General features: G+C 72.1%; 26 protein-coding genes and 1 tRNA gene. 15 read left to right on the forward strand and 12 right to left on the reverse strand.

All coding sequences use genetic code 11. The annotated features are described in order from the left end of the window. Window positions 1-224: 224 nt before the first annotated feature. The 3 genes from XM48_RS13075 (at window position 225) to XM48_RS13085 (ending at window position 4602) form a co-directional block, all read left to right on the forward strand. Complete coding sequence (locus tag XM48_RS13075; protein WP_046456271.1) at window positions 225-2561, forward strand: sensor histidine kinase; 2337 nt, start codon at window positions 225-227, stop codon at window positions 2559-2561. Further along, complete coding sequence (locus tag XM48_RS13080) at window positions 2558-3268, forward strand: response regulator transcription factor (protein ID WP_052961506.1); 711 nt, start codon at window positions 2558-2560, stop codon at window positions 3266-3268. The genes XM48_RS13075 and XM48_RS13080 overlap by 4 nt, the downstream gene beginning before the upstream one ends. Before the next feature lie 191 nt (window positions 3269-3459). Then, a complete protein-coding gene (locus tag XM48_RS13085) occupies window positions 3460-4602 on the forward strand; it encodes an SLC13 family permease (protein WP_084821178.1) in 1143 nt (380 codons plus the stop codon). Window positions 4603-4650: 48 nt separating this feature from the next. On the opposite strand, the gene XM48_RS13090 is transcribed toward XM48_RS13085, so the two are convergent. The 4 genes from XM48_RS13090 to XM48_RS13105 are packed head-to-tail and all read right to left on the reverse strand — an operon-like array spanning window position 4651 to window position 9310. Continuing rightward, window positions 4651-5694, reverse strand: coding sequence for an ABC transporter substrate-binding protein (locus tag XM48_RS13090; RefSeq protein WP_046456273.1), 1044 nt, complete (start codon window positions 5692-5694; stop codon window positions 4651-4653). 12 nt (window positions 5695-5706) lie between these two features. Beyond that, window positions 5707-6507, reverse strand: a complete 801-nt coding sequence (locus XM48_RS13095; protein WP_046456274.1) for an ABC transporter ATP-binding protein — start codon at window positions 6505-6507, stop codon at window positions 5707-5709. Continuing rightward, complete coding sequence (locus XM48_RS13100; protein WP_046456275.1) at window positions 6504-7568, reverse strand: iron ABC transporter permease; 1065 nt, start codon at window positions 7566-7568, stop codon at window positions 6504-6506. Before XM48_RS13100 ends, XM48_RS13095 begins: the two co-directional genes overlap by 4 nt. Continuing rightward, on the reverse strand, window positions 7565-9310 hold the full coding sequence (locus tag XM48_RS13105; RefSeq protein ID WP_046456276.1) for a prolyl oligopeptidase family serine peptidase: 1746 nt from the start codon (window positions 9308-9310) through the stop codon (window positions 7565-7567). The genes XM48_RS13100 and XM48_RS13105 overlap by 4 nt, the downstream gene beginning before the upstream one ends. Before the next feature lie 112 nt (window positions 9311-9422). Between XM48_RS13105 and amiA the strand changes: the two genes are divergently transcribed. From amiA to XM48_RS13130, 6 genes are all read left to right on the forward strand, one after another. After that, window positions 9423-9521 carry a streptamidine family RiPP gene (gene amiA / locus XM48_RS18615; RefSeq protein WP_241898059.1) on the forward strand — a complete coding sequence of 33 codons (99 nt, stop codon included), beginning with the start codon at window positions 9423-9425 and terminating at the stop codon, window positions 9519-9521. A gap of 99 nt (window positions 9522-9620) precedes the next feature. Then, entirely contained in the window at window positions 9621-10448 is an 828-nt protein-coding gene (locus XM48_RS18550; protein WP_052961507.1) for a hypothetical protein, read from the forward strand. Between the two features lie 4 nt (window positions 10449-10452). Next, window positions 10453-12798: a YcaO-like family protein gene (locus tag XM48_RS18555; RefSeq protein WP_231580881.1), complete on the forward strand. Its 2346-nt coding sequence runs from the start codon at window positions 10453-10455 to the stop codon at window positions 12796-12798. An 8-nt stretch (window positions 12799-12806) separates the two neighbouring features. Beyond that, complete coding sequence (locus tag XM48_RS13120) at window positions 12807-13841, forward strand: hypothetical protein (protein ID WP_046456277.1); 1035 nt, start codon at window positions 12807-12809, stop codon at window positions 13839-13841. Beyond that, window positions 13838-15505: an ABC transporter ATP-binding protein/permease gene (locus XM48_RS13125; protein WP_046456278.1), complete on the forward strand. Its 1668-nt coding sequence runs from the start codon at window positions 13838-13840 to the stop codon at window positions 15503-15505. The genes XM48_RS13120 and XM48_RS13125 overlap by 4 nt, the downstream gene beginning before the upstream one ends. Continuing rightward, entirely contained in the window at window positions 15502-17220 is a 1719-nt protein-coding gene (locus tag XM48_RS13130) for an ABC transporter ATP-binding protein (RefSeq protein WP_046456279.1), read from the forward strand. Before XM48_RS13125 ends, XM48_RS13130 begins: the two co-directional genes overlap by 4 nt. Here the strand turns inward: XM48_RS13130 and XM48_RS13135 are convergent. From XM48_RS13135 to XM48_RS13145, 3 genes are all read right to left on the reverse strand, one after another. Further along, window positions 17217-17888 carry an antibiotic biosynthesis monooxygenase gene (locus XM48_RS13135; protein ID WP_156175063.1) on the reverse strand — a complete coding sequence of 224 codons (672 nt, stop codon included), beginning with the start codon at window positions 17886-17888 and terminating at the stop codon, window positions 17217-17219. The two genes, XM48_RS13130 and XM48_RS13135, sit on opposite strands and share 4 nt — an antisense overlap. A gap of 124 nt (window positions 17889-18012) precedes the next feature. Further along, window positions 18013-18789, reverse strand: a complete 777-nt coding sequence (locus tag XM48_RS17590) for an LPXTG cell wall anchor domain-containing protein (protein ID WP_084821174.1) — start codon at window positions 18787-18789, stop codon at window positions 18013-18015. A gap of 385 nt (window positions 18790-19174) precedes the next feature. Further along, window positions 19175-19247 (reverse strand) — tRNA-Lys (locus XM48_RS13145). A 102-nt stretch (window positions 19248-19349) separates the two neighbouring features. On the opposite strand from XM48_RS13145, the gene XM48_RS13150 reads away from it, so the two are divergent. The 3 genes from XM48_RS13150 (at window position 19350) to XM48_RS13160 (ending at window position 21040) form a co-directional block, all read left to right on the forward strand. Next, entirely contained in the window at window positions 19350-19811 is a 462-nt protein-coding gene (locus XM48_RS13150) for a hypothetical protein (protein ID WP_046456281.1), read from the forward strand. A 130-nt stretch (window positions 19812-19941) separates the two neighbouring features. After that, window positions 19942-20292: a hypothetical protein gene (locus tag XM48_RS13155; protein WP_046456282.1), complete on the forward strand. Its 351-nt coding sequence runs from the start codon at window positions 19942-19944 to the stop codon at window positions 20290-20292. 76 nt (window positions 20293-20368) lie between these two features. Beyond that, window positions 20369-21040, forward strand: coding sequence for a DUF998 domain-containing protein (locus XM48_RS13160; protein ID WP_046456317.1), 672 nt, complete (start codon window positions 20369-20371; stop codon window positions 21038-21040). Here the strand turns inward: XM48_RS13160 and XM48_RS13165 are convergent. Continuing rightward, window positions 20989-21537 carry a TetR/AcrR family transcriptional regulator gene (locus XM48_RS13165; protein WP_046456283.1) on the reverse strand — a complete coding sequence of 183 codons (549 nt, stop codon included), beginning with the start codon at window positions 21535-21537 and terminating at the stop codon, window positions 20989-20991. The two genes, XM48_RS13160 and XM48_RS13165, sit on opposite strands and share 52 nt — an antisense overlap. A 52-nt stretch (window positions 21538-21589) precedes the next feature. Between XM48_RS13165 and XM48_RS13170 the strand changes: the two genes are divergently transcribed. Continuing rightward, window positions 21590-22066 carry a DUF4188 domain-containing protein gene (locus XM48_RS13170; protein ID WP_046456284.1) on the forward strand — a complete coding sequence of 159 codons (477 nt, stop codon included), beginning with the start codon at window positions 21590-21592 and terminating at the stop codon, window positions 22064-22066. A 2-nt stretch (window positions 22067-22068) separates the two neighbouring features. Here the strand turns inward: XM48_RS13170 and XM48_RS13175 are convergent, their stop codons facing one another. From XM48_RS13175 to fdxA, 4 genes are all read right to left on the reverse strand, one after another. Further along, a complete protein-coding gene (locus XM48_RS13175) occupies window positions 22069-22668 on the reverse strand; it encodes a superoxide dismutase (protein WP_046456285.1) in 600 nt (199 codons plus the stop codon). A 68-nt stretch (window positions 22669-22736) separates the two neighbouring features. Continuing rightward, window positions 22737-23243: a flavin reductase family protein gene (locus XM48_RS13180; protein WP_046456286.1), complete on the reverse strand. Its 507-nt coding sequence runs from the start codon at window positions 23241-23243 to the stop codon at window positions 22737-22739. Continuing rightward, on the reverse strand, window positions 23240-24697 hold the full coding sequence (locus XM48_RS13185; protein ID WP_046456287.1) for an FAD-dependent oxidoreductase: 1458 nt from the start codon (window positions 24695-24697) through the stop codon (window positions 23240-23242). Before XM48_RS13185 ends, XM48_RS13180 begins: the two co-directional genes overlap by 4 nt. Then, complete coding sequence (gene fdxA / locus XM48_RS13190; protein WP_046456288.1) at window positions 24694-25020, reverse strand: ferredoxin; 327 nt, start codon at window positions 25018-25020, stop codon at window positions 24694-24696. Before fdxA ends, XM48_RS13185 begins: the two co-directional genes overlap by 4 nt. Window positions 25021-25117: 97 nt before the next feature. Between fdxA and soxR the strand changes: the two genes are divergently transcribed. Together soxR and XM48_RS13200 are read left to right on the forward strand one after the other, a co-directional pair. Beyond that, window positions 25118-25576 carry a redox-sensitive transcriptional activator SoxR gene (soxR, locus tag XM48_RS13195; protein WP_046456289.1) on the forward strand — a complete coding sequence of 153 codons (459 nt, stop codon included), beginning with the start codon at window positions 25118-25120 and terminating at the stop codon, window positions 25574-25576. A gap of 26 nt (window positions 25577-25602) precedes the next feature. Continuing rightward, window positions 25603-26640, forward strand: a complete 1038-nt coding sequence (locus XM48_RS13200) for an FAD-binding oxidoreductase (RefSeq protein ID WP_046456290.1) — start codon at window positions 25603-25605, stop codon at window positions 26638-26640. The last annotated feature ends 22 nt before the right edge of the window (window positions 26641-26662 follow it).

A 26662-nucleotide genomic window follows, 5' to 3' on the forward strand; every position in this document is an offset into this window, starting at 1 on the left:
TCGATCGCCGGGACCGTCCCCGAGACGGGACCGGCGGCGACTCGGCCGTGTCAGGCACCCCCTCTGCGCAGCACGGCCACGAACGGTCGACCGATCCGGCACCCGCCGGAGCGGTCGACCGTTCATCTCTTCGGGGGCGCCGTGCTCCCGGAACGAAGCCCCGCTGCGGTACTGTCCAAGCGGGGCACTGGTGCGCGTGGGGACGCGCCGATGCAGGGGGATACATGGTGGTTCGCGCGCTGCGGTCGGTGATCGACGACCTCTTCGGCGACCATCGGGCGCTGGTCCGCGGAGACGGATGGGCGATGACCTCCGTGCTGCGGTCGATCCGCCGCGTCGCGCTGCTCGTCGCAGCCGGGTGGCAGCTCGTGATGCTGCTCGCCTCGGTCGCCACGCTCGGGCCCGCGGCCTGGCCGCTCGTGCTCGCGCAGCTCGTGCTGGCCGCGACCGCGCTGATCGCCCTGAAACGGCGGATCCCCGCCTTCCTGATCCCGCTCGGCATGATGGGCATCGGGCTCTGGAGCTACCTGGCCAGCGGCGACCTCGATTCCGCGCTGGTGTTCGCCGCGTGCTGGGAGATCGACTTCGCCAGCTGCCTCATGGGACTGCTGGTGCTGCACCGGATCTCGATCGCCCTCGTCGTGGTCCCCGCCGTGGCGACGACCGCGACGGTGCTGCTGGCCCTGCCCGCCTGGGGCGCGCAGCTGCCCGTCGCGATCATCGTGACCCAGAGCTCGATCATCCTCGCGATGCGGGCGGGGCTGCCGTGGCTGCTCCGGCTCGCGGCCGAGACCGACGCCGTCACCGCGCGGGCCGAGACCGCATCGCTGCGCATCGAGACGATCCGCCGCACGAGCGCGCGGCTCGCGGAGGAGTCGCGCACCCTGCACGACACGGCGATCAACACCCTCGGCGCGGTGGCCAACGGCGGCGCGGGCGTCGCGGATCCCGAGCGGGTGCGTGCGCAGTGCGCTCGCGACATCGACCTGCTGCGGGCGCTGCGCGGCGAGCGGGCGCCGAGCGGACCGGTGCGGTTGCGCATGCTCTTCGACCACGTCGCCTTGCCCGTGCATCGTGCCGGGCTCGACGACGAGGACCTCGAACGGATCGAGGGACGGCTCGGCCCGGAGCGGGTGCGCGCCGTCGTCGCGTGCGCGCGGGAGGCGGCGACGAACGCGGCCAAGCACTCCGGCGCGGATCGGGTCGAGATCCTGCTGGCCGAGGACGCCGGGCAGTTGCGCGTCGTCGTGCGGGACTCGGGCCGCGGGTTCGACGGCGCGGTCCCGGAGGGACGGGGGATCGCGTCGTCGATCCTCGCGCGGGCGGACGCGGCGGGTTTCTCGGCCGCGGTGACGAGCCGACCCGGTGCGGGCACCGCGGTCGAGCTGCGCGTTCCGATCCGCTCGGCGGCTGCCGGGCAGGGTCCCGAGCTGGAGCGGGGGATCGGAGCTCCGGCGTGGAGCGGGAACGACGTCGACGCGTCCGTCTCGGCGCTGCACGGTCGCGCCGGGGATCTCTGGGCGCTCGGCGTCACCGCGATCAGCGTCGTGCTGACCCTCGGCGGCGGAACCAACCGATTCCTCGCGCTCTTCCCGATGCTCGGTGTCATGCTGCTCGCCTGGGCGGTGTCGCGGTCGGCCGTGCTCAGACGGGCACCCGCCGTGCTGAGCGCGATCCTGATCGCCTGCACCTGCGCGGTGTTCTTCCTGTCCGCTGCGGCGACGGCCTTCGGATCGGCGGGCGCGGTCAATTGGCAGGCGCTCGCTCCGACCGGCGCGTTCGTGCTGCTGCTCTCGCTCGACGCGGGTCGCACGGCCCGGTTCCTCGGCGCGGCCGCCTGGATCCTCCTCGCCTGCGGAACCGCGGTGATCGCCTGGCGGATCTCGCCGACGGCGGCGCAGATCACCGTGATCGCGGCGCTCGTCGGACTCGGATTCGTCGTGGTCTGGGAGACGTTCCGCGCCCGGGTCGGACGGCTCGCCGAGCAGGCCGAACGGGCCCGGCAGCGGGTGCTCGAGGCCGAGCTGCGTGCCGAGCTCGACGCCGCGGCGCAGGCCGACCACCGGCGCTGGACCGACGCCGGGCTCGACGCCTCGGTCGAGCTGCTGCGCGCCATCGCCGCGGGGGAACGCGAGCCATCCGATCCCGCGCTTCGGCTCGCGTGCGCGGCGGAGGAACGCTACCTGCGGCAGCTCGTGCAGCTCAGCCCCGAGCTCGTGCACCTGAGCCGATCCCTCGTGTCGGCCATCCGGCTCGCACGCGAGCGGGCGGTCGACTTCTCGCTGCGGATCGGCGCGACCGACACGGGCGACGAGGAGGCCGCGCGCGACATCGCCGGCACCGTGCTCGGCGGCCTGCGCACCGCGCCGCGGGGGTCCGCGCTGTCGGCATCCCTCTTCCCCGTCGGCGCAGCGCTGCAGCTCACGCTGATCGGCCCGGGGATCGCGCCGCAGCGGCCGCTCGGGCCGGGGGAGCGCCACGAACGGGTCGGGGACCTCGAACTGCTGGAACTGAGCTACGCGCGCGACACCGTCGCCGCGGGGAGAACGGAGGAATCATGACGTCGACGGGATCCGCGGTGTGCCGCGTCGCGATCGTCGAGGACCACGCGCTGCAGCGGGCCCGCACCGAAGAACTGCTCGGCCGGGACGGCGAATTCGAGGTGGTGTTCAGCGGCACGACCGCGCCGGACTTCGTGGCCTGGGCCCGATCCGTGCCCCGCGAGCGGCGCCCCCACCTGCTGGTGCTCGACCTGATGGTGGATCGGGAGCCGAGCGTCGACGTCGAACTCGTCGCGTCACTGCTCGCCGCAGGCCTCCGGATCGTCGTGCTGTCGGCGCTCGCCTCGCCGCCGCTCGTGCGCGGCATCGTGCGCGCCGGAGTCTCGGGCATCGTCGGCAAGCGCGACAGCGAGGCCGACATCCTCGCCGCGATCCGGGCGGTGCTGCGCGGCGACGAGTGGATGACGCCCGAGCTGGCGTCGGTGATCGCCGGCGACCCCGAACGGCCGAGCCTCAGCGTGCAGGAGGAACGCGCCCTCGTGCTCTACGCCTCGGGACTCACGGTCGACCAGGTGGGCGAGGCCATGAACATTGGGCGGGAGACCGCCAAGCAGTACCTCGACCGAGTGCGCAAGAAGTACGCGTCGGTCGGCATCGCCGTGAGCTCGAAGCTCGACTTCGGCCGCATCGCCTGGGTCGAGGGGTACCTGGATCCGGGGTTCCCGGCTGCGGCCGGACTGGAGCCGCGGACCTCGACCGAGAACTGATCGGTCGCCTCGACGATCCGTTCCGCAATGATCGGGCCCGCAGGCCGAACGCTCTCGCACACCGTCTGCACCCCGGCGCATCTTCGGGCCGTTCGGCTCGAGCGGACGACTGCCGTGCGGTTCCGGTCGTCGACGTTCCGGCGGGAGGCGCAGCTCATCACGGGATGAGGGTGCACGATGGTCTGGTGAAGATGCTCTGGATCGGCGGCCTCCTGGTGCTCGCGGGGGCGGTCGCCTGGGCGACCGGTGTCGTCTCCGGTCCCATCGTCGCCGATACGGTGGAACGTGCCTGGCCGGTTCTGGTGTTCGTCATCGCGATCACGGTGGTGGCCGAGCTCGCCGCCGCGGCCGGGGTCTTCGAAGCCGCAGCCGCGCGGCTCGGAGCCGCCGCGCGAGGGAGCGTGCTCGCTCTCTGGCTGCTCGTCGTGCTGCTCGCGGTCGTCTGCACGGCTTTTCTCTCGCTCGACACCACCGCAGTTCTCCTCACGCCCGTGGTGCTGTCGTTGGCGAGAACCCTGGGCATCGCGCCGCTGCCCTTCGCGATCACCACGGTCTGGCTCGCGAACACCGCGTCTTTGGCATTGCCCGTGTCGAACCTGACCAACCTCCTGGCGGCCGGTCGGCTCGATCTCCACGGGAGCGGCGACTTCGTCGGGCTGCTGGGCTTGCCCGCACTGTGCGCGATCGCCGCCACCGCGGTCCTGCTCTGGACGCTCAACCGCGGCGGCCTGCGCGGCCGATACTCGGTTCCTCGAACGCGTCGCGTCGTCGACCGTCCGCTGCTGCTGCTGAGCAGCGCGATCGTCGTCGTGCTGATCCCCTTCCTCGTGCTCGCTCCCGCACCCTGGGTGCCCGCCCTGTGCGCGGCGTCCGCTCTCGTCCTGCTGTTCCGGATTCGCAGGCCGGCTGCGCTTCGCCCGGGTCTGGTCCCCTGGCCGTTGCTCGTCTTCGCCTCCGGGCTGTTCCTGATGGCCGGAGTGATCGAAGCCTCCGGTGCGCTGGCCTGGCTCGGTCCTGCGCTCGGCTCAGGTCCGGGGAACGTCTGGGGGTTCGCCGGCACCGGTGTCATCGGGGCGAACGCGATCAACAATCTTCCGGCCTACCTCCTCTTGGAGCCGGCGGCATCGAACCGCTCCTCCCTCGCGGCCCTCCTCATCGGAGTCAACGTCGGGCCCCTCATCACTCCGTGGGCCTCGTTGGCGACGCTGCTGTGGCATCAACGGCTCATCGCCGACGGCGTCGTATTCTCCTGGGCGCAGTACGTGCGCTGGGGAGTGATCGCGGCGCCGCTCGTAACCGCCGCAGCGGTCCTTCCGCTGTTCCTGGCCGGCTGATCGGGAGGGACGCCTCGAGACGTCCCTCCCGGCGCGGATCCCCTCGATCTACCGGCCGCTGAACTTCTGCGGGTAGAGCCCGGCCGCGATCCGCTGCACCGCATCGATGTTGCCCAGCGTGCCGGGGAACGTGTCGCTGAACGGGATCGAGATGAGGCGGTCGTTCTTCACCGCGGGCATGTCGGGGAAGGTCTTCCGCAGGTACTCCCGCGTCGCGCGCTCGTGCGCGTCGTCCGTCACCGCGAACACGAGCGCGTCCGGGCGCTTGGCCGCGAGCGCCTCCGGGGTGATCTGGGCGGCGAAGAAGTCGGCGAATGCGGGATCCTTCGGGCCGTAGAGGTTCTCGGCGCCGGCGAGGCGCATGATGTCGTGCTCGACGCCGGCTCCGATCGCGGACAGCGAGGTCCCGTCGACGTAGACCTGCGCCGCCTTCGGCTTCGGCTCGCCGTCGATGGTCCGACGTACCTCGGCGAGATCCTGTTTCGCCCGGTCGGTGAGGCGAGCCGCTGCATCCTCGGCCCGGAAGATCCGGCCCAGGTTCTGCAGGTCGACGAAGAGGTCGTCGACGGTTCCGGTCATGCGGCGGTCGAAGCACCCTCCGGTGGCGACGTAGGCCGTGGCGCCGGCGGCGGTCAGCTGGTCGATGCTGGCGAATCCTTTCTCCGCGGTGAACTCGTAGGTGGTCGGCGAGTAGACGAAGTCCGGCGCTACTGCGAGCAGATCTTCGCGGCTCGGCGGGGACGCCTCGCCGATCACGGGGATCTCCGTCGCGAGCTTCGCGACGTCGCCGGGGAGGGCGAGCGAGGTGGTCTGCGCCTGGCCGACCATGCGGTCGGCGACGCCGAGGCGGAGCAGCAGTTCCGTCTGCGACGGGTGGAGGCCGACCACGGCCTTCGGCGTGCTCGGCACGGTGAGGTCCCGACCGCAGTTCTCGAGCGAGACCGGGCCCGTGTTCGTCCGGGCCTGCGGCTTGTCGTTCGCCACCGCGGTGCCGCAGCCGACGAGAGCGAGGGCGAGCACCGATGCCGATACCGCGAGCGGGATCCGGGCTCGGACCGCTCGTGATCGCGGGGTGGTGATGCGCTGGTGCATGGTTCTCCTTGATTATTCGTGCGCGGGTGCGCGGGTGGGGGCGGGTTCGGCGAGCGGCCGGAACCTCAGGAAGCGGTGGCCGGAGGCATCCTCCGTCGACGGGCGCGGATCGACCCCGAAGACCTCACGGACGAGGGGTGCGCTGAGGACATCGCCCGGGGAGCCGAACGCGCGCACTCGGCCCTCGTGGAGCACGGCGACGTCGTCGCAGAAGTCGGCGGCGAGCGCGAGGTCGTGCAGTGCGGCGACGACGGTGATGCCGAGTCCGCCGACGAGTCGCATGATCTCGAGCTGGTGGGTGATGTCGAGGTGGTTGGTCGGTTCGTCGAGCACGAGGATCCGTCCGTCCTGCGCGAGTGCTCGCGCGAGCATCGCCCGCTGGCGTTGACCGCCGGACAGTTGCCGGAGCAGCCGCTCCGCGTGCGCTTCGAGGCCGACGGTTCGCAGCGCGCGATCGACGGCGAGCCGATCGATCGCGCGGTCCGGTGCGAACGCCGCCTGGTGCGGTGCGCGACCGACCATGACGGTTTCGCGCACGGTCAGGTCGAACTCGGACGGCGCGTCCTGGAGCATGACGGCGACCGTCCTGGCGAGCTGCCGGGGCGGGATCCTCACGACGTCGGCGCCGTCGATGGTGACGCGGCCCCGCGTGGGCCGGCGGGCGCCGAAGACGGTGCGCAGCAGCGTCGACTTCCCGCTGCCGTTCGGTCCGATCAGTGCGGTGACCCGGCCGGGTCGGATCCGCAGGTCGACGCCCGTCAGGACGGGGCGTCCGCCGAGGTCGACGCGGAGGCCGTGGAACTCGATGCTCATCGGTCGAACCCCGCTCGTTCGCCGCCGCGGCGCATCAGCCACAGGAAGAAGGGGGCGCCGACGAAGGCCGTGAGGATCCCGAGGGGGATCTCGGTCGGCACGGCGACGGTACGGGCGAGCAGGTCGGCGATCATCAGGAACAGTGCTCCGGCGAGCACGGTCACCGGCAGCATCCTGCGGTGGTCGGAACCGACGAGCATGCGCGCGGCATGGGGGACGACGAGCCCGACGAAGCCGATGCCGCCGCTCACCGCGACCACCACTCCGGTGAGCAGGGAGGCGATGACGAGCAGGAGCGCCCGGAGCCGGGTGGTGCGCACCCCGACGGCCAGCGCGGATTCGTCGCCCGAGAGCAGCGCGTTCATCGGTCGGGCGAGCGCCAGTGCCGCTGCGCAGGACACCAGGAGGGCGACGGCGGGGATCGGCAACGACGACATGGTCGCGGCCGAGACGCTGCCGAGGAGGAAGAACATGATGCTCACGACGTTCTGCGCGTCCGTCGTGAGCGTGAGGTAGCTCGTGACGGCGCTGAGGAGGGACCCGAGCGCGACGCCGGCGAGGATCATCCGGGTGGGGGAGAGTTCGCCCCGACGGCGGGCGAGGAAGACCACGAGGATCCCGGCCAGCATCGCGCCGAGGAAGGCGGCGCCGCTGAGCCCGAGCCCCGCGGCCGCGGCGCTTCCACCGATGATGACGAGCACGGCGCCGACGCTCGCTCCGGAGGAGACGCCGAGGATGTAGGGCTCTGCGAGCGGATTGCGGACCACCACCTGCATGATCGCGCCGGCGAGTGCGAGGCCCGCCCCCGAGATGCCCGCGAGCAGGGCACGGGGCAACCGGAACTGCCAGACCGCCTGATCCTGAAGCGGGGTCAGCGACCCGTCGGTCATCCACGGCATCCCCGGGATGAGGTGCCCGATCACGAGCCGTGCAGCGTCGGCGAGCCCGACCTGCACCGTGCCGGTCGAACCCGAGACCACGAGGACGACGAGGATCCCGCAGGCCAGTGCGCTCAGCAGTGCGACCCGGCGGAACGCGCCGGTCCGGCGGCCGGCGGTCATGCGCCGGCCATCCCGGTCGTGCGCGCCGCGAACGAGAGGATCCGGGACCCGATGGCGTGCAGAGCATCCAAGTGGTTGATCCCGTGACCGGCGTCCCCTGCTTCCCAGAGCTCCGCCCGACCGCCGCGATCGCGCAGGGCGCCGATGACGCGCCGGGTGTCGTCTGGCGCCACTCGGGTGTCCTCCGCGAGCACGATACCGAGGAACGCCGGGACGGGCTGACCGGGTCGCAGGCTCCTCGCGCGTTCGAGCGGCGAGAGGCGTCGTAGCCGTTCGCGGCTCTCGTCGGTCCCGTCGTCGCCGAACTCGTCGCGCCACAGGTGCCCGAGCGGGTGGGCGTCGAGGGCGAGCAGGTCCAGCGGCGCTGCGGTCGTCGCGATCCCCGCGAAGCTTCCGGGATGTTCGAGCCCGCAGGCTGCCGCGATGCATCCGCCGTGGGACGCGCCCGCCAGCACCAGCAGCTCGGGGCGGGTGATGCCGGCCGCGCAGAGCCCCGCGGCCGCAGCGGCGAGATCGTCGACGGCGCGCTGCTTCCGCGCCCCGCTTCCCGCCCACCACCACTCGTTCCCGCGCTCGCCACCGCCCCGGATCTGCGCGATCGCGTAGCCGCCCCCGTGGGCGACCCAGGCGGGGATCGTCGGCTCGAACGCGGGGAGGGCCGGCACGCCGAAGCCGCCGTAGCAGGTGAGGATCACGGGGATCGGATCGGTGCGGTCGCGCGGGAGGGCGAGGATCACCGTGATCTCGGCCCCGTCATCTGCGCGCACGGTCAGCGTCGAGGTGCGGGACCCGTCCTCGGAGACCGGCGCGAGCTCGGCGTTCGTGATCGGGGCGGTCGCCTCGGCCAGCGGGATCACGCGGGGCGGAAGGAGCGGGGCCTCGACGCGGACGACCGCTCCTTCGTCGGTCATCGCGATCCCCGTCGCGGCAACGGGACCGTGGCCGGCGACGACTTCGCGGACCTCGCGGAACGCTCCGTCGGACAGGCTCACGATGACACTGCGACCGTCGCGGACCCCGAGCGCGAGGATCCCGTCGCCGGAGGAGGCGAGGTCGGTGATCCGGAGCCCCGGTTCGTGCCAGCTCCACCGGTGCGCGCCGCGGCAGGAGAAGCGGTCGATGCCCCGGTCGTGCCAGACGACGAACCCCTCGGCGCAGATCGCCGTCCGGTGCACCGCGCCGTAGCGGCCGACCGATGCACCGGTGCTCCGGTCGATCAGTTCGGTCGGTCCGCCGTCCGGACGCCGGGCGAGCAGGCCCTTCGCGCCTCCGGGCAGCAGTCGGACGCGTTCCGCGCCGGCAACGGGCGTTCTCGCGATCCGGCCCGATGCGACGTCCAGCTCGACGATCGCGCGTTCCCGGCTCGCGGCGACCTCGAGGCGAGAGGAATCGGCGCTCCAGAGCACCGGGTCGTAGCGCACGCCGATGCGCTCGTGGAGACGGAGCTCCTTGCGCTCGACGTCGACGATCCCGAGCACGGCGTTCTCATCGGCGCGGCACGCCCACTCCACCGCGATCCGGCGCCGATCCGGCGACGGAGTGATGCGGAGCAGGTGGCCGTCCGGCTCGATGACGGTGGTGCCTTCGACGCGGTAGAGCCCGGTTCGGGGCCTCATCGGGCGGCGGCCGAGCACGAAACCGTCGACGGGGAGACCGGGGCGCTCGTGCGCTTCCCAGCCTCTGAGGGCGGTGTCGAGCGAGTCGGCGATCCGCGTCCGCGGAGGGGGCGATGAATCAGGCATGTCGGCGAGTCTAGTAGATATTGAGAATCATTTTCATCTAGGGTGTGATCACTCGCCCGGCGAGTCCGTCCGAGAACCCTCGGACGGTGCACACACGAAAGGACGCACCGCAATGGAGAAGCGAATCATCGCCGAGATCGAAGAGACCGAGCAGCTCGCGCATCACTCGGCAACCCACTCGAACGCTCTGGTCGAGAACCCCTTCGACTGAGAACGGGGCCTCCCTCGGCCCGCATCCGGCCCGGTCGGGCGATTCGTCGCCCGACCGGGCTCCCCCCCCCCCCCCCCGAGAACCACACTGAGGAACCACATGGAACAGCAGAAGCAGGCGCTCCCGATCCCGGACACCCGAGCCCAGCTCGTCGCCGCCGCCCCCGCCCGGGACGTCGTGCACCTGGCATCCGGACGGCTGGTCCGGATCCAGGACCGTCCTGACGACCTCGAATCGCTGCTCGGCGCGGGAGGCCTCAGCACCGCAGCCGATCTCGACGCCGAGTACCTCCGGCGACTGGTCGAGGAGATCCGGTCCGAGGAGGCTGCGGCCCGGGCTGAGCGCTGGCCCGGGCACCGCCGCGAGGTGCTGCTGATCGGCCCGGCCGGAGACGTGCTCGATGCATTCGAGGCCGCCCTGGGGGCCTGGGGGGCCGACGTGCGCCGGGCGGATCCGGGGTCGGACTCCGACCCCGTCTCGGGGTCCGGGCCCGGACTCGCCGTCCTCTACGCCGAAGATGCGCGCTCGCGGGGCGCCTGGCCGGCCTGGGAATCCCGCGCAATCGATGGCACCGCCCGCATCCGGGCGTATCGAGAAGGGGACACCGTGTTCGTGGACCCCATCGCAGTCGAGGCGGACGACCCGACCGCGGAACAGGTCATCGGTCGTCGCGTGGCCGCAAGCTCGGCGCCGGACGAGCTCGAGATCTGGATCGCTACGGCGGCGGAGCCGCCGTACCCGCTCGACGCGGCGGCTCGAACGCTCCTTGTCGCCCGGGTGCTCGAGCTCGCGACCGCCTGGGCGCGAGCCGAAGCGACCCTCGAGGCCCTCCGTCGTACGCTCTGGAAACTCGTGGTGCCGACCGGCTCGATCGGGCTGCACCCGTTGCTCCCGTACCCGGAGACGCCCGAGCGTGCGATCCGCTGAACCCGTGCCCGCACCGCACCGCTGCTCGGCGCGGGACGGCGTCGAGCTACGGGGGCTGCTCTGGGCCCCGCGGAACCCGCGCGGCACCGTCCTGATCCGCACCCCCTACGACGCGGGGGCGCACGGCCCGATCGCCCGCTCCTGGAACCGGCGCGGATACCGCTGCATCGTGCAGGACGTGCGCGGCCGGTACGCCTCCGACGGCGAGTGGGACCCCTACCGGCGCGAAGCGGAAGATGGCGCCGACACCCTCCGTGCTGTCGATCGCGAGTTCCCCGGGACCCCGCTCCTGCTCTACGGGGCATCGTACGCGGCGCACACCGCGCTCGAAGCCGCCCGCGCCTGGGACGGAACACCGTCGGGAGTGCTGCTGCTCGTCCCGGCGCTCGGGCTCGCCGAGACCGCCCGCTCCGCCGACGGCACGCCCCAGTATCGATCCCGCATCGGATGGTGGCACGAGCACGGTCGTGGTCCGCGCTCCGCACCGCCCCTGCCCGAGGATGAGCTGTCGGACCGGACGCTGCACGCCCACCAGCACGGACCCCTGCGTGCCGCCGAGACCTGGGGGTGGCCCGCGGACGTTCTCGAACGCTGGCGAAACCTCTGGGACGCCAAGCCACGGGACTTCGTCGGCTGCACTTCGGAGCGGACGGAACCGCTGCTCATGATCCGCGGAGACGCCGACTTCTTCCACGCCGATGCCGGACGGCTCGCCGAGGTCTGGCCCGGCCGCACCCACCTCGTCGACGGCCCGTGGGGTCACCGGCTCGCCGCCGACCTCGATCCGACGTCGGCGGCGGCGCTCGGGGCCGCCGGCGGTCTCGGCATCGTCATCGACGGCTGGCTCGCCCGCGAGGGTCTGCCGGTTCCGTCGCCCAGCAGACCCCTCGTCCTTCCCGACGGCCCGGCCACCCGCTCCGTGTTCGACCCCGCAGACGGCGCCTGGCGCCATGAGAGGATCCCCATGCACTCGTCCCACCTGACCGAGCCGCTTCCCGTCGAGGCCCTGGTCGATGCGGAATGCGGGATCATCCGATCGATCGCCCGGGTGGAGCCGCCGCCCGGTGCCCCGCCGGCGTACCTCGCCCTCACCGCGTCGGTATCGGATGCGCGCCGCCTCGGCGAGTGGCCAGCGGACCGTGTTTCCCTCGGCACCTCGTTTGGCGATCCGGCCGCGGCGCGCATCGCCGCGATCGGCGAGGGGATCGAGCGCTACTGCGGCAACTGGATCCCGGCGGATCCGCTTCCCGAGGACCTGCGCGTCGGCACCGCCGAGCAATTGCGCGCCGACGGCGAGTCGGTCGTGCCCCCGACCGAGCTCCCATCCTTCGCCCCCTGGCAGCTCGATCGGGCGGACTTCCCCTACCGGGCCCTCCGCGAGGACACCCCCACGCTGTGGGCCCGCTGCTCGGATCGTACGGGGCGAGCCCACTGGCTCCCCGCGGCGCTGACGCACCTGAACTGGCGTCAGCGCCGGTTCCGCGGGCTGCCGCGGACCCATCACCTGAACTACGCCGGGATCGCCACGGGAACGGGGATCGAGGACGCGGCCGACCGCGGTGTGCTCGAGGTGATCGAGCGGGACGCGCTCGAAACCTGGTGGCATCTCGACGGCCCGACCTTCGGCATCGACCCGGCGACGGTTCCCGGCCTGCTCGACGACCTGGACGGCGGCGACCTGAGCGTGCACCTCGTGGCCATGCCGTCGGAGTTCGCCCCGGCGGTCGCGGCGCTCGTGCACGACGAACGGCGCGGACTCTACGCCGCGGGGTTCTCCGCGCACCTCGATCCGGTGCGGGCCGCGCGCAAGGCGGTGCTCGAAGCGGTGCACACCTGGGTCTACACGCAGGGGTGCACGGCGGCCGACGGCTGGGTGTTCCGCGCGATCGACCGGGGGCTCATGGCCTCGGGCCTGCATCTTGAGCACCGTGCGAACGCCGACTACGCCGCGATCGCCGGCCCCCGGTTCGAACGGGTGATCGATCTCGGTGCGCACGTGCAGGTCTGGCTCGATCCCGAGGTGCACCGTGAAGCCCGTCGGTTCACCGAGCCGGCGCTCGGCGTCCGCTCGATCGATGCGCTCGTGCCGACGACCATGCCGCAGGTCTACGCGGAATTGGAACGGCGCGGCCACCGCGTGCTCACGAGGGATCTCACCAGCCCCGACGTGCGCCGCACCGCGCTGCGCGTCGTGCGCACCGTGATCACCGGGCTCGTACCCAACGCTCCGGCCGCCTTCGCCTACCTCGGGATGCCGCGCTTCGGCGAGGCAGCGCTCGAACGCGGCTGGCGTGATCGCTGGACCGGGGGCCCGGACGAGTTCACCCTCGTCCCGCCCCCGCACATGTGAGACGCACGATGGAACCGCGCATCCTTCCCTCGCCCGTCGCGGCGCCCCCGATCCCGGAACGCCTCCGGCGTGCATTCTCCGGCGCGCACCCGGGCCCTCCGGTGCCTCCCGGCCCGCGCGGGAACCCCTGGTGGAACGCGGGCGCCGAACCTGCGGAGGTCGCACCTGGGGTCCAGGCGCTCGCCGACGCGCTGCTGCGGGCGGGGGAGCCGCACCGCACCGCATCGGGCGAGCCGACCTCGATCCCTCGTCGTCCGATCCCCTCGGCCGGGGGCGCGTACCCGGTGCAGCTCCACCTGGTGGGTCCCGACGGCGGACGTCTCGTGTACGACCCCGATGCCGCCCGCTGGTGGCGACGCAGCCCGGCGCGGGAGCGCGCTGCCGGATGGCCCTCCGGGGTCCGTCCCCGAGGAAGTCGCCTGGTGCTCGCGGTCCAGCCGGGACGGAGCTTCGGCCGATATCGGCATCGGGCCTGGCCGCTGTGGATCGCGGACACGGCGTATGCGCTGCAGGCGGCGCGCTTCGTGCTGGCCGGCTCCCGCCGCGTTCGGCTCGGCCCCGACGCGGACCTCCGCGCACTGTTGGCCTTCCCCGCCGCGTACGACGACGATGCCTGGCTCCGGCTCGGGCTCGCGCCGCTGCTCCCGCTCGCGATGATGGAGATCGCCGACGACCCCGCGGTGCTCGAAGCGCATCGGGATCTGCTGCGCGAGCGGCGGAGCCCGGAACACTCGGAGTATCTCGCCCGGGCCGAGGGAAATCCGCCGAGTCCCGGGGTCGAACGCGTCGCGCTCGCTTCGGGGCAATCGTGGGTCCGGGGAGCCTCGGCGGTGCGCGTCTGGTCCGTGCCCGCCGATCCGCCGGCCGACCTGCTGCTCCGAGAGCTCTGGCGTGCGCATCTCGAGGCCGCCGAACTGCTCACTTCGGTGCTGCGCTCGGGCGCGTACGGCGTTCGCCCGGTGTCCGGCTTCTCGCCGGAACCCGGTACCTGGATCCTGCACGCCTCTGCCCTGCTCGCCCGTTCGAAGGAGTCCGACCGATGATGCTGGTCCCCGTTCTCTGGCGCGAGGCCCTGAGATTCCCTCTGCCGTTCCTCCTCTCCGCGGTGCTGCAGCTCGCCGTCCTCGCCACGCACGTGCTGCAGGCGGCCGCCATCGCGTGGGCGCTGTCGGGGTTCTTCCGCGGCGACGCCGCACAGGTGATCGCCTGCGCAGGGGCGATCCTCGTCGGCGCAGCGCTCAGGATCCTGCTCGCGCTGGGGCAGGCGGCCGCGTCCGCGCGTCTCGGCGGGTGCGTCCGGAGCTCGCTGCGCCGCCGGGCGCTGATCTCGGTGCTGCGCCCCGAACGGCTGCACGACGCGGCAGCGGGCGACGGTGCCGCTGCTGCCGCGATCGTCGACGGAATCGAAGGAACCGACGCGTACGTGTCGAAGTACATTCCGGCGACCGTGCAGCTCGTCGTCGGCACCCCGATCGTGCTCCTGGTGCTCTGCTCCATCTCTCCGCTCGCGGCCGGATGCGTCGCCCTCGGCGTCCTGCTCGCGGTGCTCGGCCCGCTGCTCTGGAAGCGAGCACTCGCGCGACGGGGCGACGGGCAGTGGGGCGAGTACGAATCCCTGAGCGGCGAAGTGCTCCACTCGCTGCGGGGCATGTCGACGCTCCGCCTGCTCGGCGATGTGGATCGCACGCGGGAGCGCATCGCACGCCGTTCCGACGCGCTCCGCCGGGCGACGGAACGAACCATGCGGGCGTCTCTCGCGGGCACTGCGGTGACCGACTTCGCGGTGCAGGGCGGGCTCGTCGCCGCCGCGATCGTCTCGGTCGGGAGCGCGGTCTCCGGCTCCCCGGCGCCGTTCGCGATCTACGCCGTGCTCATGCTCTCGTCGGAGGCGTTCCGGCCGGTCCGCGATCTCTCCCGGCACTGGCACGCCGGGTTCCTCGGCCTGACCGCGGTGCCCAGTCTGCGCGAGCTGTGCGCCTTCTCCACTGAAGATCCGCGTCGGGATCGCGGTCGGGGGCTTCCTCGCCCCGGGGAAGACCCCGTCGCCTCCCCGCGAGGAGAGGTCCTCCGGCTCGACCGGGTGTCGTTCCGCTACCCGTCGGCGGAACAGGACGTGGTGCACGACGCCGAGCTCGTCGTGGAGCGCGGCCGCCTGCACGCCGTCGTCGGGCCCTCGGGCGCCGGCAAATCGACGCTGTTCGATCTGGTGCTCGGCTTTCTGACTCCCGACTCCGGCCGGATCGAACTCGACGGACGGCCGCTCCTGCCCGGCGATACCGCCGTGCTCTCCCAACGGCCCGTGCTCTTCGCGGGCACGCTGCGCGAGAACCTCGACCCGCACGGGAGCGCATCGCAGGAGGCGCTCGTCGACGCCTGCGCTCGCGCCGGAATCCTGCCGGAGATCCGCGCCCTGCCCGATGGCTTCCGTACCGAGGTGACCGAGGCGGGCTCGAGCTTCTCCGGCGGGCAGCGGCAGCGGATCGCCCTCGCCCGGGCACTCCTCGCCGACCGCCCGATCCTCCTCGTCGACGAGCCGACCAGCGCGCTCGATCCGGCGAGCGCGGAGATCGTGATGCGGTCGCTCCACGAGGTCGCTCGGGACCGGATCGTGCTCATGATCACCCACCGGATCGAGACGCTCCGCGGTGTCTCGGACATCCACCTGCTCGACGCCGGCCGGCTCCGGTCGCAGGAAGGCATCGCATGAAGACGACGGAGGCCCTGCACGCCTATGCCCGGCTCCTGGGGGCCCTGCGGCCCGAGCGCGCCGGCATGGTGCGGGGATTCGCCACCGGCGCCGCGAGCGCGGTGGGACTCGCCGTGCTCTCGGCGCTCATCGCCGGCGGCGTCGGCGGGGCGCTCGTGACGGGAGCGTGGCCGCCGGTCTGGTGGACCGCCGTGGTCCTCGCGCTGGTACTCATCCGTGCAGTCCTCACCTGGCACGAGATGGACTTCTCCCACGCGCTCGCGTACCGGGTGCTGGCCCGCCTCCGGGCGGCGCTGTTCGACTCCTACGCACGCAGTGCGCCGGCCCGTCGGCGGGAGCACTCCGCGAAGGGAGCTGCAGCCGCGCTGGGCGACATCGAGAAACTGGAGTTCTTCTATGCGCACACGGTCGCGCAGCTCGCGACCTCGGTGCTCGTGTTCGTGCTCTCCGCGCTCGCGTCCGCGGTGCTGCTGCCCGCCGCGGCCCTGGTCGTGCTGCTCGGTGGGGCGCTCGTGCTCGGGTCGATCGTGCTCGGCGCCCGGACGGCGCGGGCGCTCGGCGTCCGCGAGCAGCGCGAGCGGGAGCAGCTGACGACGAGCATCGTCGACGCGCTGGGAGCGCTGCGGGAGGTGCTCTCGGCCGGTCTGGAACTCCGGGTGGTCGCCGGTGCCGAGGCGGCGACCCGGCGGTCGGCGCGGGCCTCGGCCCGCACCGAAATGCTCGCGCAGGCCGTCTCCGGGATCCGCGAGCTCGCCGTCGCGGTCGTCGTCATCGGGGTCGTCCTCGCCGGAGCTGCGGCCTCCGGGCTCCTCGGCGGCGATCCGGTGCCGGCCGACACGACGGCGACCCTGCCCGCACTGATCGCGATCGCGGTCGCCGGTGTCGCCGCGCTGAGCGATGCCACGGCCACCCTCGGGCAGCTCGGCCCCCTGGTCGCGAGCGCGCGGAACGTCGCAGCAGGGCTCGACCGACCGGCGGTCGTCGGGCGGACGCGGGACGGAGCACCGCTTCCCGACGGCCCGCTCGGGATCCGATTCAGATCGGTGGGGTTCACCTACGGCGGACGGAGCGCCGTGCTTTCGGGCTGGTCCGCGACGGTCCGTCCCGGCGCCCACGTCGGTCTCGCGGGCGCCTCAGGATCGGGGAAGAGCACCCTGCTCGCCCTCGCCGGCCGGCTGTGGGATCCGGACTCGGGCTCGGTCGAGCTCGTCGACGGCACCGGACGCGGGTACGCGCTCGACTCCATCCCCGATGCGGAACTCCGCCGGGCCATCGGTTTCGTGGAGCAGGACGGGCACCTCTTCCCCGGGACGGTCCGGGATAATCTGCTCCGCGGCGCGGGCACCGACGAGTGCGGCGATGAGGTCCTGCGCGATGCGCTCGCCGAGGTCGGTGCCGATGACTGGATCTCGCTGGACGACGAGCTCGGCGAGCAGGGGGTCCGGCTATCCGGTGGACAGCACGCGAGGTTGCGGCTGGCTCGCGCGCTGCTCCAGCGCCCCCGCGTGCTGATCGTCGACGAGATCACCGCCAGCCTCGACCCCGAGTCGGAGCGCGTGATCTCCGACGTCATCGCCCGATTCCCCGGAACAGTACTGGCCGCTTCCCACCGCACGGAAACCCTGGAACGCTTCGACGAGGTGCTCCGCCTCGATCCGGCCCGCGCCGCCCGTTCGGGCGATCCTGCGGGCGATCCTGGGAGCGATGCCGCCTAGCCTCGCTCGCCGCCGCGGGGCGATCCCGCACTGCCCAGGGAATCGAGCGCATCGCGCAGGAGCTGCTCGTTCCTCGCGAGCGCGGGGTCGCGTCTCAGCCAGGGGCGGAGGACGCGGGTCACCGCGGGCATCACGACGAACGTCATGAGGGGGACGAGCGAGGACACCAGGAGGAGGGAGCGCACGGCGATCGGGAGGTGCCCCCACCACGGCAGCTGCGTCGCCACGGAGGTCACGCCGATGTTGAGCGGCAGCATGCCGCACCAGATCGCAGCGGCCTGCTTCCAGCGGGGTGGCGTCGCCGACGCGATAGCGCTCCCCGGGCGCCCTCGATTCGGGTCGCGCCCGGGGACGTCATGGATCTCGGCGAACCATCCCTCGAGGCCGGTGCGCTTTTGGACGTCGGCGACGCGGGCCAGGGGAGCACCGTCCCGCGTCCACCCGTGCCACTGCTCCGAGTGGTTCCACCGCTCGAGCGAGCGCCGGTCGGCGAAGGCGTAGACCGTGATCAGCACGTTCTTGCGGGAGGCATCTCGCAGAACACCGCCTCCGAGATATCCCTCGAAGTCGCGGGCGAGCAGGAGGCCCTGATCCAACCAGGCGAGGACTTCGTCGACGCGTGTTTCCGCGGTTTCCCTGCGCACCATGACCGTGACCGGAGAACTCATGCGCCCAGTTGACCAGAGCAACGTTCGGGGGCGGTTTCGCGACGGTTTCGGGGAGGTTTCGATCTGGGCGGGCTCGGGTCTGCCCGGGACCGACGGGGCGCCCGCCGCAGAGCACGTCTCCGTGTCAGGCGCCGACGAGCTCTGCACTCCGGGTGTTGTTCGTCGCATCGACATCGCCGGGCAGATCCAAGATGGTGGAGGTGATGCTTCCGCTGTAGCTGGGATCGATGTCTGCGGCAATCGTCGCGGGGGCGTCGCCGGGCTTGAGCGCCTGGTTGGTCCGACAGGTCACCACGAGGGTCTCCGTGAAGGCTCCCCCCGTGTTCAGCGTCGTGGGCAGCGGCGACGGATCGCAGGTGAGACGGGGGTCCACCGTCCAGGTCGCGGTTCCCACGCCGCCCCCGTACACGTTGTTCTTGATCGTGAACTCGACGACCGACCCCGCAGGCACGGCGGCGGTCGAAGCGGCGCTCGGGCCGAATGATCCGGTGTACGTGATCGACTGCACGCCGAGGTCGTCAACCGAATTGGTCAGGTCCGCCGCCACCTCGCCGTCGAGCACGGTCGGCTTCGGCGTCGGCGTCGGAGTCGGCTCCGGGGTGGGCGTCGGAGTGGGGGTGGGCGTCGGCTCCGGCGTCGGCGCGGGCGTCGGTGCAGGCGTCGGTGCTGCTGTCTGAACCTTTGCCGGGGGACAGGGGGAAGCCGCAACCGCCGGCTGGGCGGCAAGGCCCGTCAAGGTCGCCGCGCCGACCAGAATCGCGGTCAGTGCGAGAGCTCCCTGAACGGCGCGCGGTGCCCTTCTGCGCAACACCAATGCCGTGCCGAGCACGAGGGCCGCAGCCCCCGCGATCAGAAGAAGGAGATTCGGTTCGCTCCCCGTCTCCGCCAGTACACAGTCCATACGACACGCCCCTCCAGGAACAGATTTTCAAGAGAAAGAGTTGGCCGCATGCTGACGAGCATCATGCGACCCGCCGCAGGCAGCGGCACCCAGCAGAGGTACTCGTCGGAGCGACCTCTGGCAGGACCGACTTGTCGCACCGGGCGGTGGGTTCGTCCATTCTCCCCAGATGGATGACCCCGTCGCGCCTTGCGTTCGAGAGCAAGGAGCGCCTCATTATTTCATTCATCGTGGTCGACGGTGTCGCGCCGATCGCAAGCCGACTTCAGTGGGGCGTTCCTCGAACTGCGTGACGCGTTGGCCGATCGAATCGGCGGCCCCGATGACAAACCCGGTACAGCAGAAAACCCCCGCCGAAGCGGGGGTCTCTGGCCCTCATGAGGAGTGGGCCCGGCGGGGCTCGAACCCGCGACCCGCGGATTAAAAGTCCGATGCTCTGCCAACTGAGCTACAGGCCCGGAACCAACTTACCCGGTCGGGGCCGCCGAGTCATATCGGGTGAGGGAGTGGCGGGAGGCGGGTGATGCGGCCCTTCCCGGTCCACCCCTACACTCGGCAGCATGACCGACTCCATCGCCGTTCCGTCGCCCTGGGGCGACCTCATCCGCGCGTCGACGATGCTCACCACCGGCGAGGTGCTGCTGCACGACTGGGTCACCTCGAAGCCGGATCCGAGCTCCGCAGACGGCGGATCGGGTGCGCCCGAGATCATGGTGCGCACGACGGAGCCGGGGGCGGTCGCCGCGCTGGTTCCGCGGATCGCCGCGTTGCTGGGGCGCCCGGAGACCGTGCGGCGGGCGACGGACGCCGTCGTGACCGAGTTCAGCGAGGAGGATCCCACCGCGGAGGAGCTCGCCGAGGCCGCCGAGGACCTCCTGCTGCAGGCCGTCGAGGCGTGGCCGGACGGCGACGTGGTGCTGCACCTCGAGGATTCCTGCGAGGAGCACTTCGCCCCGGGCTACTGGCCGGCGGTCCGGTTCGACTCCGCCGGCGCGATCGTGGAGGTCACGGTCGAGGCGTGACGGGCCCTCGGCGCGCCAGCGGCGGGGAGGCAGCCTCGAGATGTCATTTCCAGACCCCTGTCAGCATATGATCGACTGGCGCCCGACGCTCGCGGCGCACCCCCCATCATCGAACGAATTGGTATCCGCTATGTCGTATCCGCAGCAGCCCGTCGATCCGAGCCAGCCCCAGGCCCAGCAGCCGGCCCAGGCGCCGCTCCCGCAGCAGCCCTACCAGCCGCCGCGGGCTCCCCAGAAGAAGGCCATCACGGCGATGCGCCAGGGCGTCATCTCGATCATCACGGGCGGCGTCTCGCTCTTCCTCTTCCCGGCGATCCTCGGCACGATCGGTTTCATCGTCGGCATCTCGGCCATCGTGCTCTCGATCAAGGAGATGAACGCGGGGGCGAAGAATCCGGCGCCGCTGATCCTCGGGATCCTCGGCACCATCATGGGCGGGTTCGGAGTCGGGGCGGCGCTCCTGCTCCAGTTCGCCCGATAGGGCCCGCGGTGCCGGTGATCCGGTACTCGGGGCCGATCCGCGAGATCAGATTCGCCCCTAGCGTCGAAGGGTGACCGTGCAGATCCCTTCGACCCGAACGACCCGAGCGCGCCGAGCGCTGACCGCCGCCGCTGCGCTCGCCCTCGCCGCTGCGCTGGCGATCATCTGGGCGGGGCGGCTCCTCATCGAGCGACCCGTCTACGTCAGCGAGCTGGGGGCGGAGGAGCCGACTGCCCGGTGGTTCAAGTACGCCCTGCTGCTGATCGTGTTCGGGGGTCTGGTCGTCGCCTGGTCGGCGAGGGGCGTCCGCCTGCGGCGATGGGACGCGATGCTCCTGCGGCCGGCGGCGCTACTCGCGATATCCTCCGCCTGCTTCTTCGTCGCCTCCCAGGAGCCCTGCACTTCCGGGTGCCCGATCCCGTTCGCGGACGAGATCCGCTGGCAGGATCTCGTGCACACGTCCTCGGCGGTGGTCGCCTTCGGGGCCGCGGCGCAGGCGATGCACGCCGTCGCGGGCAGCGACGCGGACCGGTCCCTGCGACACGGATCGCTGGCGGCCGCCGGCTCGGTGGCGGTGATCGCCGCGACCGGGGGGATCTTCTCGCTGCTGCGGTTCCGCACCGACATCGGTGGCCTTCTCGAGTTCGTCGCGACCTCGATCGGGGTGCTCTGGCTGCTGTGGTTCGGGCTGCGGATTCAGTCGCGTTCCGGCCACAGGCGCTCGACCGCGTCGAGCACGTCGGCGTAGACGGCGTCGGGGTCCACTGCGGGCGGAGCGACGCAGGCGAACTCGAGGCTGACCGCTCCGTGCACGTGCGCCCACACCGTGAGGGCGGCGGCGAGCGGGTCCTCGGCTCCGCGCGCGGCGAGGGCGGCGATCAGCGGATCGAGAGCGTCCATCGCGCCCTCGCCCTCGTAGGAGGCGAGTGCGCCGCCGAACATGAGGCGGTAGAGCGAAGGGTGCTCGTGCGCCCAGGCGCGGTAGGCCAGGCCGAGCGCGTGCAGCCCGCCGGGTTCGGCTGCCCGCTGCGCGGACGCGAACGACGCGAAGCCGTCGGCGATGACCGCGCCCAGCAGCTCGTCCTTGCCGCCGAAGAGCGCGTACACCGCCGAGGTCGACGTGCCCGCGGTTCGTGCGACCTCGCGCAGCGAGACGCGATCCGGGCCGTCGGCGGCGACCGAATCGGCGGTGGCGGCCAGCAGTCGTGCGCGCGTGGCCTCGTCGTAGCTGGTGGGTCTGGACATGCTCCAATCCTAGCGTTACATTGTTATATAACACCGTTACGGAGGGTCGATCATGAGCAACGCAGTCTTTCCCGGGCGCTACACTGCGGTCGTCGACGGCGAGACCGTCACCGTGTTCCTCATCGGCATGCGGGCCAACCGCTGGTGGCGGATCGGGCGGGTGCTGCGGGTCGCCCGCCGCATGCCGCCGATGCTGAGCCACCTGTCGACGCATCCCGACGCGGGGCTGCTCGGGTTCCAGCAGTGGCTCGGCCGCACCACGATCCTGGTGTCGTACTGGCGCAGCCCCGAGCACCTGCAGCGCTTCGCGGCCGATCGTGACGCGCCGCACCTGCAGCCCTGGCGGGACTTCCAGAAGAACTTCAGCGGCAGCGGAGACGTCGGCGTCTGGCACGAGACCTACCAGGTGCCGGCCCGCGACAGCGAGACCGTCTACAGCGACATGCCGCTCTTCGGGCTCGCCGCCGCGACCGCGCACGCCCCGGTCGGACCGGGGACGAGTACGGCGCGGCAGCGGCTGGGGCGCTGAGACTATCCCTGCACCGCGGCGAAGCGGCGCTGCACGTCCTCCCAGTTGACGATGTTCCAGAACGCGTTCACGTAGTCGGCCCGCACGTTCGCGTAGTCGAGGTAGTAGGCGTGCTCCCAGACGTCGAGCTGCAGCAGCGGCGTGACGCCCATGGGGGCGTTGCCCTGCTGGTCGAAGAGCTGGAAGATCACCGGCCGCTTGCCGAGCTCGTCCCACGCGAGCACCGACCAGCCGGATCCCTGCACGCCGAGCGCGGTCGCCGTGAAATGAGCACGGAACCGCTCGATCGATCCGAAGTGCTCGCCGAGCGCCTCGGCGAGGGCGCCCTCGGGATCGCCGCCGCCGTTCGGCGACAGGTTCTCCCAGAAGATGCTGTGGTTGAGGTGCCCGCCGAGGTTGAACGCGAGGTCCTTCTCGAGCTTGTTGACGTTCGCCAGGTCGCCGCTCTCGCGGGCGTCGGCGAGCTGCGCGAGCGCGGTGTTCGCGCCGGTCACGTAGGCCTGGTGGTGCTTGGAGTGGTGCAGTTCCATGATCCGCGCCGAGATGTGCGGCTCGAGGGCGCTGTAGTCGTAGGGCAGGTCGGGGAGGGTGTATTCGGGCATTGCGATTCCTTTTCTGTCGACCGCGACAGGTGGCCGCGGTGGGTCGGGGTGCGCGTCGGACGCGCGGGTCAGAGCACCGATCCGGCGTTTCGGAAGGTGCGATCGAGATAGATCATCGGCTCGGTCACCGGTACCGGATCCCCGGTGAGGATCTCGACCACCTCCGCGACGACGAGCATCGAGGAACCGACCGGGACCTGCTGGAGGCTGCGGCTGCGGAGCGCGACCCGGGCGCTCCCGAGGTGGGGTTCGCCGGTGTCGAGCGTGCGCCAGCCCTGCGCGGCGGTGAAACGCTCGCCGCCGGTCACCGCGAACTCCCGGGCGAGCGACGCGTGCCGGGCGTCGAGGAGATGGACCAGGAACGACTCCGCCGAGAGGATCCGCCCGGCGCTGCCGGTGGTGCGCGTGACCGAGAAGACGAGGGCCGCGGGATCGACGGCGACGGAGGCGACGCTGGAGGCGGTGAGCCCGACCGGCCCGTCCGGGGTCGCCGCGGTGATGAGGGCGATACCGGCCGGATGCTCGCGGAAGGCGGCCTTGAAGTCGGTCGCGAGGTCGGTTGCGGTGCGGGTCATCGGGCGTTCTCCAGTGCTGCTGCGGGGTCAGGGGTCGAGGGGTTCTCGTCGGGCGCCGGGCCGGACGCCGCCGCGCAACGGAGCAGCTCGGTCCGGTCGGCGATCTTGGTGCGCTCGCGTTCGCGGATCGCGCCCAGGGTCCGTTCGGCGGCGTCGATCCGCAGCCATCCCGCCCAATCGATTCGGGCGTCGAGGCGCGAGAGGAGCGCCTCGCGGTCGGCCTCGAGCACGCCTCCGATGCCGGGCGCGGGGCGGGAACCGCCGGACTCGAGGTCGGCGAACAGGCTCGCGACGGTCTCCGCGGCGTCCGACTTGGTCGAGCCGATGAGGCCGACCGGGCCGCGGCGGATCCAGCCGGTGGCGTACAGCCCGGGGATCGGAGCGCCGCTCGGATCCAGCACGCGTCCGTCGGACTCGGGGATCCGGCCGAGCGCTTCGTCGAACGGGACGCCGGGGACCGGCGAGGAGCGGTAGCCGATGGTGCGGTAGACCGCGCCGACCTCGAGGCGGACGGTCTCGCCCGTTCCTGAGTAGCGGCCGAGCGCGTCGGGCCGCGTGCGCTCCGTCTCCACGGCGGTGACCCGATCCGGCCCGATGAGCCGCGCGGGCTGCTGCCCGAAGTGCAGGTGCACCCGCCGCGAGGCGGAGCGGTCGGCGGGATCGATCGCGGCCCATTCCCGGAGCGTCTCGACGATCAGGCGCCGCTGCGTGAACTGCGCGATCATGCGCTCGGTGTGCTCGTCGGGTCCGACCTCGGCGGGATCCACGATCACGTCGACGTCGTGCCGGGTGCCGAGCTCGCGCAGCTCCAGCGGCGAGAACCGCACGTCGGCGGGGCCGCGCCGGATCAGCAGGTGCAGATCGCGGAGCGGGTTCTGCGCGAAGGCGGTCTCGACGTGGTCGGGGATGTCGGTGTGCGCCAGGTGCTCGGCGTGGGTGATGAGCATGCGAGCGACGTCGAGCGCCACGTTGCCGGCACCGATCACCGCGACCGACTCGGCGTCGAGCGGCCACTCGGGCGCCGCGTCGGGATGGCCGTCGTACCAGGCGACGAAGTCGGCGCCGCCGAAGGATCCGGGCAGCTCGGCGCCGGGGATCCCGAGATCGGCGTCGCGGTCGGCGCCGGTGGCGAGCACGACCGCGTCGTACGCGTCGCGGAGCTCGTCGATCGTGAGGTCCGCGCCGATCTCGACGTTGCCGTGCAGCCGGATGCCGGGATGCTCGAGCACGCGATGCAGCGCGTCCTGGATCTTCTTGATCCGGGGATGGTCGGGCGAGACCCCGTAGCGCACGAGGCCGTAGGGGGCGGGGAGCTTCTCGAACAGGTCGATGCGCGCCCCGGGGTCGCGGGCGAGGATCAGGTCGGCGGCGTAGACGCCGGCCGGGCCGGCGCCGACGACGGCGACGGCGACGGCGACGCCCGGCGCCGCCGGATCGGGGGAGGTGCTCGTCATACCAGGGTCTCCTGCGGGGGCAGCGCGGCCACGATCGGGTGATCGCCCGGGATCGGGCCGGTGCGGGTCGCCCCGCCCGGTGCGCCGATCTCGTCGAAGAACTCGACGTTGGCCCGGTAGTAGTCGGACCAGACCTCGGGCAGGTCGTCCTCGTAGTAGATCGCCTCGACGGGGCAGACGGGCTCGCAGGCGCCGCAGTCGACGCACTCGTCGGGGTGGATGTACAGCATCCGATCCCCCTCGTAGATGCAGTCGACGGGGCACTCGTCGACGCAGGCGCGGTCCTTGAGATCCACGCACGGCAGCGCGATCACGTAGGTCACGCGCACCTCCTTCGTTCGGCATCGGGTCCCGGAATCGGCCCCGCTCCGCTAGGCTAAAACCTCAAGTCGGCTTGAGGTCAAATCGAAGGGGTGGGCGATGGTCGCGGAGCGCATGCACAGTCCCGAGGAGCTGCTGAGCGTCGGCGAGATGAGCCGGCGCACCGGCGTGCCGGTCTCCTCGCTGCACTACTACGAGGGGCTCGGTCTGATCGCCTCGCAGCGCACCGCGGGCAACCAGCGCCGGTATCCGCGCCACATGCTGCGCCGCGTCGCGCTCATCTCGGTGGCGAAGCGGCTCGGGATCCCGCTCGACGACGTGCGCGACGCCTTCGCGGACGTGCCGCTCTCGACCATGCCGAGCCACGAGGACTGGCAGCGGGCCTCGCGCCAGTGGAAGAAGACGCTCGAGCAGCGCCGACGGGGGATCGAGCGGCTCGAGCAGGAGCTGACCGGCTGCATCGGTTGCGGCTGCCTGTCGATGAAGGCCTGCAATCTGCTGAACCCCGACGACGAGCTCGGCGAGACCGGCACCGGCGCGCGACGGGTTCCGGTGTAGGCCGAGCCGCCGATACGATCGGGGGCATGGCACCGGAGCGGAGACGACAGTCGCGACCGATCATCGTCGTCGGAGCCGGGATCGTGGGCGCCGCGATCGCGAGCCACCTGGCCCGCGAGGACCGTCCCGTCGTCGTGCTCGACGGTGCTCGACCGGGCAGCGGCGCGACCCGCGACTCGTTCGCGTGGGTCGGGCTCGCGAAGAACCGCGCCGACGTCTTCGCGGATCCGCTGCGGCAGCTCGGGGCCGAGGAGTTCGAGCGCCTCGTGCAGGACCTGCCCGAACCCGTCGGCCTGCGACGGTCGGGGGCGATCACCTGGGAGGACACGGTCGCGCAGACCCGAGCCTTCGTCGCGGCCCACCGCGCCCGCGGGCACGCGGTCGAGCTGCTGAGCGCTGCGGCCGCGCTCGAACGGGAGCCCGCGCTGCGCTGGGCGCCGGACGTCGTGGCCTGCGCACCGGACGACGGAGGGGTCGACCCCGTCGCCCTCACCCGAGCCATGCTCCGCGATGCCGAATCGCACTGCGCGGAGATCCGGCTCGAGGAGCCCGTCCGATCCGTCCTCGTCGAGGAGGGACGCGTCGTCGGCGTCGAGACCGACGCTGGCGAGGTGCGCGGCTCGACGGTCGTGCTGGCCGCCGGAACCGCGATCCCGGCGCTCGCCGCGACCGCCGGCGTGCGTGCCGAGGTCGAGAGCTCCCCGTGCGCGCTGATCCGGTTCCGGACTCCGGAGCCGCTGGTGCGCGGGATCCTCTCGACCCCGGACTTCGAGATCCGGCAGCTCGACGACACGACGCTGATCGCCGCCGAGGACGTGCCACCCGGGTTCGACGGCGACCCGCGCGAACTCGCCGAGCCGACGCTGCGCACGATCCGCGAGGAACTGCGCGGCGGGGACCGGGTCGAGCTGATCGAGGCGGTCATCGCGGATCGACCGATCCCTGCGGGCGGTCGGCTGCTCGGTTTCGCCGACGGGATCGACGGGCTCTATCTGGCCGCGGTCCACCCGGCGATCATGCTCGCGGGTGCGATCGGCGCCCGCGTCGCGCGCGATCTCGCCTGAGCACTCGGGAGAGCAGCGATTT

Origin of the sequence: Leucobacter sp. Ag1 (genome assembly GCF_000980875.1) — a bacterium.
GTDB classification, from domain to species: Bacteria; Actinomycetota; Actinomycetes; order Actinomycetales; family Microbacteriaceae; genus Leucobacter; species Leucobacter iarius.

Coding starts and splice junctions, on each gene's coding strand:
- XM48_RS13075 (WP_046456271.1), top strand. CDS start 225: ATGGTGGTTCGCGCGCTGCGGTCGGTGATCGACGACCTCTTCGGCGAC.
- XM48_RS13090 (WP_046456273.1), bottom strand. CDS start 5,694: ATGCACCAGCGCATCACCACCCCGCGATCACGAGCGGTCCGAGCCCGG.
- XM48_RS13125 (WP_046456278.1), top strand. CDS start 13,838: ATGATGCTGGTCCCCGTTCTCTGGCGCGAGGCCCTGAGATTCCCTCTG.
- XM48_RS13165 (WP_046456283.1), bottom strand. CDS start 21,537: ATGTCCAGACCCACCAGCTACGACGAGGCCACGCGCGCACGACTGCTG.
- soxR (WP_046456289.1), top strand. CDS start 25,118: ATGGTCGCGGAGCGCATGCACAGTCCCGAGGAGCTGCTGAGCGTCGGC.
- XM48_RS13085 (WP_084821178.1), top strand. CDS start 3,460: ATGCTCTGGATCGGCGGCCTCCTGGTGCTCGCGGGGGCGGTCGCCTGG.
- XM48_RS13155 (WP_046456282.1), top strand. CDS start 19,942: ATGTCGTATCCGCAGCAGCCCGTCGATCCGAGCCAGCCCCAGGCCCAG.
- XM48_RS13180 (WP_046456286.1), bottom strand. CDS start 23,243: ATGACCCGCACCGCAACCGACCTCGCGACCGACTTCAAGGCCGCCTTC.
- XM48_RS13200 (WP_046456290.1), top strand. CDS start 25,603: ATGGCACCGGAGCGGAGACGACAGTCGCGACCGATCATCGTCGTCGGA.
- XM48_RS13175 (WP_046456285.1), bottom strand. CDS start 22,668: ATGCCCGAATACACCCTCCCCGACCTGCCCTACGACTACAGCGCCCTC.
- XM48_RS13150 (WP_046456281.1), top strand. CDS start 19,350: ATGACCGACTCCATCGCCGTTCCGTCGCCCTGGGGCGACCTCATCCGC.
- XM48_RS18550 (WP_052961507.1), top strand. CDS start 9,621: ATGGAACAGCAGAAGCAGGCGCTCCCGATCCCGGACACCCGAGCCCAG.
- XM48_RS13185 (WP_046456287.1), bottom strand. CDS start 24,697: ATGACGAGCACCTCCCCCGATCCGGCGGCGCCGGGCGTCGCCGTCGCC.
- XM48_RS13095 (WP_046456274.1), bottom strand. CDS start 6,507: ATGAGCATCGAGTTCCACGGCCTCCGCGTCGACCTCGGCGGACGCCCC.
- XM48_RS17590 (WP_084821174.1), bottom strand. CDS start 18,789: ATGGACTGTGTACTGGCGGAGACGGGGAGCGAACCGAATCTCCTTCTT.
- XM48_RS13135 (WP_156175063.1), bottom strand. CDS start 17,888: ATGAGTTCTCCGGTCACGGTCATGGTGCGCAGGGAAACCGCGGAAACA.
- amiA (WP_241898059.1), top strand. CDS start 9,423: ATGGAGAAGCGAATCATCGCCGAGATCGAAGAGACCGAGCAGCTCGCG.
- XM48_RS13080 (WP_052961506.1), top strand. CDS start 2,558: ATGACGTCGACGGGATCCGCGGTGTGCCGCGTCGCGATCGTCGAGGAC.
- XM48_RS13105 (WP_046456276.1), bottom strand. CDS start 9,310: ATGCCTGATTCATCGCCCCCTCCGCGGACGCGGATCGCCGACTCGCTC.
- XM48_RS13100 (WP_046456275.1), bottom strand. CDS start 7,568: ATGACCGCCGGCCGCCGGACCGGCGCGTTCCGCCGGGTCGCACTGCTG.
- XM48_RS13120 (WP_046456277.1), top strand. CDS start 12,807: ATGGAACCGCGCATCCTTCCCTCGCCCGTCGCGGCGCCCCCGATCCCG.
- XM48_RS13170 (WP_046456284.1), top strand. CDS start 21,590: ATGAGCAACGCAGTCTTTCCCGGGCGCTACACTGCGGTCGTCGACGGC.
- XM48_RS13130 (WP_046456279.1), top strand. CDS start 15,502: ATGAAGACGACGGAGGCCCTGCACGCCTATGCCCGGCTCCTGGGGGCC.